The organism is Candidatus Methylomirabilota bacterium (assembly GCA_035764725.1).
In the GTDB taxonomy this organism is placed as follows: domain Bacteria; phylum Methylomirabilota; class Methylomirabilia; order Rokubacteriales; family CSP1-6; genus DASRWT01.
Map to the genome: position 1 here is coordinate 1 of DASTYT010000104.1, position 7,147 is coordinate 7,147.

At 68.1% G+C, this 7,147-nt stretch carries 10 protein-coding genes; all 10 read left to right on the forward strand.

Annotation, left to right across the window (positions count from 1 at the left end):
* A partial coding sequence (locus VFX14_16885; GenBank protein ID HEU5191362.1) for a hybrid sensor histidine kinase/response regulator occupies window positions 1-731 on the forward strand: 731 nt, incomplete at its 5' end.
* Between the two features lie 2 nt (window positions 732-733).
* Window positions 734-1,141: a hypothetical protein gene (locus tag VFX14_16890; GenBank protein ID HEU5191363.1), complete on the forward strand. Its 408-nt coding sequence runs from the start codon at window positions 734-736 to the stop codon at window positions 1,139-1,141.
* Window positions 1,142-1,255: 114 nt separating this feature from the next.
* A complete protein-coding gene (gene lipA, locus VFX14_16895; protein ID HEU5191364.1) occupies window positions 1,256-2,149 on the forward strand; it encodes a lipoyl synthase in 894 nt (297 codons plus the stop codon).
* Window position 2,150: 1 nt separating this feature from the next.
* Window positions 2,151-2,504: an NADH-quinone oxidoreductase subunit A gene (gene ndhC / locus VFX14_16900; GenBank protein ID HEU5191365.1), complete on the forward strand. Its 354-nt coding sequence runs from the start codon at window positions 2,151-2,153 to the stop codon at window positions 2,502-2,504.
* Window positions 2,495-2,962 carry an NADH-quinone oxidoreductase subunit B gene (locus tag VFX14_16905; protein HEU5191366.1) on the forward strand — a complete coding sequence of 156 codons (468 nt, stop codon included), beginning with the start codon at window positions 2,495-2,497 and terminating at the stop codon, window positions 2,960-2,962. The genes ndhC and VFX14_16905 overlap by 10 nt, the downstream gene beginning before the upstream one ends.
* A 31-nt stretch (window positions 2,963-2,993) precedes the next feature.
* A complete protein-coding gene (locus VFX14_16910) occupies window positions 2,994-3,491 on the forward strand; it encodes an NADH-quinone oxidoreductase subunit C (GenBank protein HEU5191367.1) in 498 nt (165 codons plus the stop codon).
* Between the two features lie 44 nt (window positions 3,492-3,535).
* Window positions 3,536-4,918, forward strand: a complete 1,383-nt coding sequence (locus VFX14_16915; protein HEU5191368.1) for an NADH-quinone oxidoreductase subunit D — start codon at window positions 3,536-3,538, stop codon at window positions 4,916-4,918.
* On the forward strand, window positions 4,918-5,403 hold the full coding sequence (locus VFX14_16920) for an NAD(P)H-dependent oxidoreductase subunit E (GenBank protein HEU5191369.1): 486 nt from the start codon (window positions 4,918-4,920) through the stop codon (window positions 5,401-5,403). The genes VFX14_16915 and VFX14_16920 overlap by 1 nt, the downstream gene beginning before the upstream one ends.
* Window positions 5,403-6,653, forward strand: coding sequence for an NADH-quinone oxidoreductase subunit NuoF (nuoF, locus tag VFX14_16925; GenBank protein ID HEU5191370.1), 1,251 nt, complete (start codon window positions 5,403-5,405; stop codon window positions 6,651-6,653). Before VFX14_16920 ends, nuoF begins: the two co-directional genes overlap by 1 nt.
* The coding region (locus VFX14_16930; GenBank protein HEU5191371.1) for a 2Fe-2S iron-sulfur cluster-binding protein at window positions 6,646-7,147 on the forward strand (502 nt) is incomplete at its 3' end. The genes nuoF and VFX14_16930, both read left to right, overlap by 8 nt.

Sequence of the window (7,147 nt, forward strand, 5' to 3'; positions counted from 1 at the left end):
AGTTCACGCCGGCCGGCGGGCGCATCCAAATAAGCTTGGCTCGGGTGGCCTCGCATGTCGAACTCCGGGTGAGCGACACCGGGCAGGGGATTCATCCGGACCTGCTCCCGTACGTCTTCGACCGTCTCCGCCAGGGCGACAGCACGTCCACGCGCGCCCACGGCGGGGTCGGCATCGGACTCGCGCTCGTCCGGCATCTCGTCGCGCTGCACGGCGGCGCCGTGCGCGCCGAGAGCCCCGGCGAAGCGCAAGGGGCGACCGTCACGGTGACGCTGCCGCTGACCGCGGTCGAGATCCGCGCGCCCGTTCCGCGAAAGCCGCTTGACGCCACGTCGCTGTCCGGGGTACGCGTGCTTGTGGTGGACGACGATCCCGCCGCGGTGGAGCTGGTGGTGGAGACGCTGGGGCAGAGCGGAGCCGAGGCCCGGGGCGCGGGTTCCGTGGCGGCCGCGCTGCCCGTGCTGGCCGCTTGGCGGCCGGCCGTGCTCGTCTCGGACATCGAGATGCCGGGCGAGGACGGCTATGCCCTCATCCGCCAGGTGCGGACGCTGACGCCCGAGGCCGGGGGGCGGACGCCGGCGGTGGCGCTGACCGCGTTCAGCCGCCCTGAGGACCGGGTCCGCATCCTCCAGGCCGGGTTCAGCCTCCATGTCACCAAGCCCGTCGATCCGGAGGAGCTGATCGCCATCGTGGCCACCCTGGCGGGAGACGGGGCCGGGAAGGAGGAGTGACCGTGACGAGTGCGGAGCGGCCGGTGATCGCGGTCTTCAACTCCAGCGACGACACCGTGGAGCTCTTGAGGACGGCGCTCGAGCACGAAGGCTTCCAGACGGTGGTGGGGCACATCCCCGATCTCAAGAAGGGCGAGCTCGATCTCGTGAACTTCATCGAGCACCATGGCCCCCACGTCATCGTCTACGACATCTCCCCGCCGTATGAGCAGAACTGGGCCTTTCTCCGCCTGGTCCGGAGTTCCCAGGCCGCCCGAGGCCGGCGTTTCGTGATCACCACCACGAACAAGTCGGCGCTGGACGGGCTTGTCGGTTCCACCGAGTCCCTCGAGATCATCGGCAAGCCCTACGATCTCGGCCGGGTCATCGGCGCGGTGCGGGCCGCTGCGGACGGGACGGCCTCCCGCTAGCCCCCCTCGGCTCACCCCGCATCGAACCGTCACGCGTCTCGGCGGGTGCCTGTTGGCGCCTTGTGAAAGCTATGCCATAATGACGGCCGCCAACGGGGAAAAGGACAAGACCTGATGGGAATTACGCTCCCTCTCCTGAATCCGTCCTCACCGCCCGCGTCGCCCAAGCCGGCCTGGCTGAAGGTGCGGGCGCCGGGGGGACCGAAGTACCTCCGTCTCAAGGGGCTCATGCGGGAGTGGAACCTCCATTCGGTGTGCGAAGAGGCCCACTGCCCGAACATCGGTGAGTGCTGGGAAGACCTCACCGCGACGTTCATGATCTTGGGCGACGTCTGCACGCGGAACTGCGGCTACTGCGCCGTCACCCATGGGCGCCCCCAGTGGGAGGACCGCGATGAGCCGGAGCGCGTGGGCCGTGCGGTGGGCGAGCTCGGGCTCGAGCACGTCGTGATCACGTCGGTGAACCGTGACGATCTCGCCGACGGAGGCGCCGCGCACTTCGCGGCCACCTTGGGTGCCATCCGGCGCCACGCGCCGGGCTGTCGCGTCGAGCTGCTGATCCCGGACTTCCAGGGCAGCGCCGCCGCGCTCGCCACGGTGATCGCCGCCGCGCCCGACATCCTGAACCACAACACCGAGACGGTGCCGCGTCTCTACAAGGTCGCGCGCCACGGCGGCCGCTACGAGCGCACGCTGGAGCTCTTCCGCCGCGCCCGGCAGGCCGCCCCGGGGCTCCTCACCAAGTCCGGCATCATCCTCGGCCTGGGCGAGGAGCGGGACGAGCTGGTGGCGACGATGCGCGATCTGCGTGCGGTGGACGTGAACATCCTGACGCTGGGGCAGTACCTCCGTCCGTCGGCGCAGCACCTGCCGGTGGCGCGGTACTATCACCCGGACGAGTTCCGCGATCTGGCAGGGATCGGCCACGCGATGGGCTTCGCCCACGTCGAGTCCGGGCCGCTGGTGCGCTCCTCCTATCACGCCAAGGCGCAGGCGCGGGGGCTCTGAGTTGCCCTTCTTCCAGATCTTCCTCGTGTTCGCCATCGCCGCCGGTGTCGGCGCCCTGCTCATCGGCATTCCGTCGCTGATCGCACCGCGGCGCTTGACCCCGGTGAAGCTCGAGCCGTTCGAGTGCGGCAAGGATCCGGTGGACCTGCCCGAGGGGCGCTTCCCGATCAAGTTCTCGACGATCGCGATCTTCTTCATCATCTTCGACATCGAGATGCTCTTCCTCTGGCCATGGGCCTCGGTCTACGCCGCGCATCGCGGCTGGTTCCTCTTCAGCGAGATGATGGTGTTCCTCGGCATCCTCATGCTGGGCTTCCTCTACGTCTGGAAGAAGCGGGGGCTCGAATGGGAGTAGGCGGCGTCGGCGGGTTCTTCACCTCCAAGCTCGATCAGGCCATCGGCTGGGCGCGGAAGTACTCCATCTTCCAGTACCCCTTCGTGACCGCGTGCTGTGGCATGGAGTACATGGCCACCGCGTGCTCGCACTACGACGTCGACCGCTTCGGAGCGGGGCTGCCGCGCTTCTCGCCGCGACAGGCCGACGTGCTGTTCGTGGTGGGCACGATCAGCCACAAGATGGCGCCGGTGCTCAAGCGCATCTACGACCAGATGTGCGAGCCCAAGTGGGTGGTCGCCTTCGGCGTGTGCACGTGCACGGGAGGCTTCTACAACAACTACGCCACCGTCCAGGGGATCGACACCATCATTCCGGTGGACGTGTACATCCCCGGCTGCCCGCCGCGCCCCGAGAGCGTGCTCGACGGCCTCATGAAGCTGCAGGACAAGATCGCGGCGGGCGCGCAGCGCTTCTAGATCGCCGACCCCCGCAGGAGAGACTCGACCCATGGACGGAGGGGCCATCCTCGCGCGGCTGAAGACGAAGCTCGGCCCGCGCCTCACCGAGACCCACGCGCACCGCGGCGATCACACCGCGGTGGTGACGCGCGACGGGATCATCGAGGCGCTCGCCTTCTGCCGCGACGAGCCCGAGCTGCGCTTCGATCTGCTCGCCGACCTCACCGCCGTCGACTACCTGCGCTACCCCGGCCGAGAGGACGGGCCGCGCTTCGACGTGGTCTATCACCTCTACTCGGTCCCCCACCGGCACCGCGTGCGCCTACGCGTCCCCGTGGAGCAGGACGACCCCGTCGTGCCGACCGCGACCGGACTCTGGCCCATCGCGAACTGGCTCGAGCGCGAGGTGTGGGACATGTTCGGGATCCGCTTCCAGGGCCATCCCGACCTGCGCCGGCTGCTGCTCTATGAGGAGTTCCAGGGCCACCCGCTCCGCAAGGACTACCCGATCGACCGACGCCAGCCGCTCATTGGACCAATTGTTTAGCGAGCCGCAGCCAAAGGCGAGGCGAGCAATATGAAAATCTGGAAATGAACGAGCGCGAGCGCGAGACCAGAGAGCTCTTCCTGGGCGAGGGCGCGACCTCCGGCGGCGGGGGCGGCCAGCACATGTTCGTGAACCTGGGTCCGGCCCACCCCGCCATGCACGGGATCATTCGCATCTTCGCCGAGCTCGACGGCGAGACGGTGGTGAAGACCGACGTGGAGATCGGCTACCTCCACCGCGCATTCGAGAAGGACTGCGAGGTCGGGCCGTACAACAACGCCATTCCCTACACGGACCGCCTCAATTACGTCTCCCCGCTCATCAACAACTTCGGTTACGCGGGCGCGGTCGAGAAGCTGCTCGGCATCGACGTCACCGACCGCTGCAAGTACATCCGCGTGATCATGAGCGAGATCTCGCGAATCTGCGACCACCTCACCTGCGTGGGCGCCTCCGCGATGGAGCTGGGCGCCTTCACGGTGTTCCTCTACATGATCAAGGCCCGCGAGTTCCTGTGGGAGCTCGTGGAGGAGGTCACGGGGGCCCGGCTCACCATCTCCTACGGGCGCGTGGGCGGGGTGAAGGCGGATCTGCCTGCCGGCTTCGACTTGAAGGTGAAGAAGGCCTTCGGCGAGGTGCGCCAGGTCCTGGAGGAAGTCCACACGCTCATTACCGCGAACCGGATCTTCATGGACCGCATGGTGGGTGTGGGCGCGATCTCGGGTCCCGACGCGGTGGCCTGGGGGATCACGGGTCCGCTGCTCCGCGCGACCGGCGTCAACTACGACCTCCGCAAGGCGCAGCCCTACTGGGCCTACGACCGCGTGCAGTTCGAGGTGCCCCTGGGGAAGAACGGGGACAACTTCGACCGCTACCTCGTGCGCATGAAGGAGATGGAGCAGTCCATGCGTATCGCCGAGCAGGGGCTGGAGGGCCTGCCGGGCGGATCCATCCAGGTCGACTGGGAGGGTAAGGCGATCGATCCCGCCGCCTACGTCGACCGCGGCAAGCAGGGCAAGACGGAAGGCCTGTTGCTCGTGCCCATCCAGCTCTCGCCGAATCTCCAGGGCCAGGGCCGCGACGCCCAGCAGCGCGTGAACGCGTCCGACAAGAAGGTCGTGCTCCCGCCCAAAGAGACGACGTACGGCTCCATCGAGGGCCTAATGAACCACTTCATGCTGGTGATGGACGGCTACGGGATCCGGCCGCCCGTGGGCGAGGCCTATGTCGCGGTGGAGGGCGCCAACGGCGAGCTGGGCTTCTACGTGGTGTCCGACGGCACCGACCGGCCGTACCGGGTGCACTGCCGCCCGCCGTGCCTGCCGCCGGTGGCCGCGCTGCCGCGCATGATCGAGGGGCAGATGATCGCCGACATCATTCCCACCTTCGGCTCCGTCAACATGATCGGCGGGGAGCTGGACCGCTGATGCCCGATCCCAAGCGCCCGGAATTCTCCGCGGAGCAGCTCGCGGAGGTGCGGCGGCTGCAAGGACTGTATCCCGACAAGCGCGGCGCGCTCCTGCCCGTGCTGCACCTCGCGCAGGACACGTTCGGGTACATCTCCCTGGAGGTCGAGGAGTACGTGGGCACCCTGTTCGACCTCTCGCCCGCCCACGTCCACGAGGTGGTCACGTTCTACACGATGTTCTTCCAGCAGCCCAAGGGCCGCCACATCGTTGCGGTGTGTCACAACCTCACCTGCCATCTCATGGGCGCCAAGGACATCGTCCAGCACCTCAGGGAGCGGCTCGGCGTCGAGCCGGGCGAGACCACGCCCGACGGCAAGGTGACGTTCCTCACCGTGGAGTGCCTGTGCGCGTGCGAGCAGGCGCCCATGATGCAGGTGGATGATCGCTACGAGGGGCTGCTCACCAACGAGAAGGTCGACCGCATCCTCGGGGGGCTCGCCTGATGGACGAGAAGATCCTCTCGCGGAACTTCGACGTCCGCGACGCGCACACGCTCCGGGTGTACCGGGAGGCCGGCGGCTACAAGGGCTGGGAGAAGGCGCAGGGCATGGAGCCGGTCGCGCTGACCGAGGAGGTCAAGAAGTCCAACCTCCGCGGGCTCGGCGGCGCGGGCTTCCCGACCGGGGTGAAGTGGGGCTTCATCCCCAAGGGCTCGACAGCACCCAAGTACCTCGTGGTCAATGCCGACGAGGGCGAGCCGGGCACCTTCAAGGACCGCTACATCCTCGAGCGCGATCCCCACGCCCTCATCGAGGGCATGCTGATCGCGGCGCGTGCCATCGACTCGCGCCTGGGGTTCATCTACATCCGAGGCGAGTACGTGCAGCCCTGGCGGATCTTCAGCGCCGCCCTGAAGGAGGCGTACGACGCGGGCTTGGTGGGCCCGAGCGTGCCGGGCGGCGGCTTCGACATCGTCGTGCATCGTGGAGCGGGCGCCTACATCTGTGGCGAGGAGACGGGCCTGCTCTCCTCGCTCGAGGGCAAGAAGGGCTGGCCCAAGATCAAGCCCCCGTTCCCTGCGGTCAAGGGCGCCTTCGGGCAGCCGACCATCGTGAACAATGTCGAGACCCTCGCCTGCCTGCCCCACATCGTCTCGCGGGGCGGGGAGTGGTTCGCCGGGCTCGGCACCAAGTCCGAGGGCGGCACGCGGCTCTACTCGGTGTCCGGTCACGTCGTCCGCCCGGGCGTGGTGGAGGCGCCGGTGTCGGTGACGCTGCGCCAGCTCATCTACGAGCACTGCGGCGGGATCCGCGGCGGCCGGCCCCTCAAGGCGGTGGTGCCCGGTGGCTCCTCCGCGGCCATCCTCACCCCCGACGAGATCGACATTCCGATGGACGTGGACGGGCCCAAGAGCAAGGGCTCGATGATCGGCTCCGCCGGCGTGATCGTGATGGACGATACGGTTTCGATTCCCGACGCCCTCATGGTGGTCGCGCGCTTCTACGCCCACGAGTCGTGCGGGCAGTGCACGCCGTGCCGCGAGTCCACCGGCTGGATCTACAAGATGGCCCACCGGATCGTCGAGGGGAAGGGGCGCAAGGAGGACCTCGACACCATCCTGGACGTGGCCAAGCGCGGGGCCGGCACCACCATCTGCGCCTTCTACGACGGCGCCGTCGGGCCCTACATCAGCTACATCGAGAAGTTCCGCGAGGAGTTCGAGGCCCTGATCCGGAGCGGCGCGCATGCCTAAGCTGACCGTCAACGGCAAGGAGATCGAGGTCCCCGCGGGGACCAACCTCATCGAGGCCGCGCGTGTGGCGGGTATCGAGGTGCCGCACTACTGCTATCACCCCGGGCTGTCGATCGCCGGGCAGTGCCGGCTCTGCATGGTGGACATCGACAAGGTCCCGCGGCCGCAGATCGCCTGCAACACGCAGGTCGCGGAGGGGATGGTGGTGGAGACGGAGACGCCGCGGGTGAAGGACGCGCGGCGCTCCATGATGGAGTTCCACCTCATCAATCATCCGCTGGACTGCCCGGTGTGCGACCAGGCGGGCGAGTGCTTCCTGCAGATCTACTACATGAAGCACGGGCTCTACGACCCGCGCATGACGGACGAGAAGGTCCACAAGCCCAAGGCGGTGCCCCTCGGGCCCCACGTGATCCTGGACGCCGAGCGGTGCATCCTCTGCTCGCGCTGCGTGCGCTTCTGCGACGAGGTCACCGGCACCGGTGAACTGGGCA

What these genes read in the sequence shown, in the direction of transcription:
- VFX14_16905 (HEU5191366.1), top strand. Translation starts at nt 2,495, where the DNA reads ATGGGAGTAGGCGGCGTCGGCGGGTTCTTCACCTCCAAGCTCGATCAG.
- nuoF (HEU5191370.1), top strand. Translation starts at nt 5,403, where the DNA reads ATGGACGAGAAGATCCTCTCGCGGAACTTCGACGTCCGCGACGCGCAC.
- VFX14_16910 (HEU5191367.1), top strand. Translation starts at nt 2,994, where the DNA reads ATGGACGGAGGGGCCATCCTCGCGCGGCTGAAGACGAAGCTCGGCCCG.
- VFX14_16920 (HEU5191369.1), top strand. Translation starts at nt 4,918, where the DNA reads ATGCCCGATCCCAAGCGCCCGGAATTCTCCGCGGAGCAGCTCGCGGAG.
- lipA (HEU5191364.1), top strand. Translation starts at nt 1,256, where the DNA reads ATGGGAATTACGCTCCCTCTCCTGAATCCGTCCTCACCGCCCGCGTCG.
- VFX14_16915 (HEU5191368.1), top strand. Translation starts at nt 3,536, where the DNA reads ATGAACGAGCGCGAGCGCGAGACCAGAGAGCTCTTCCTGGGCGAGGGC.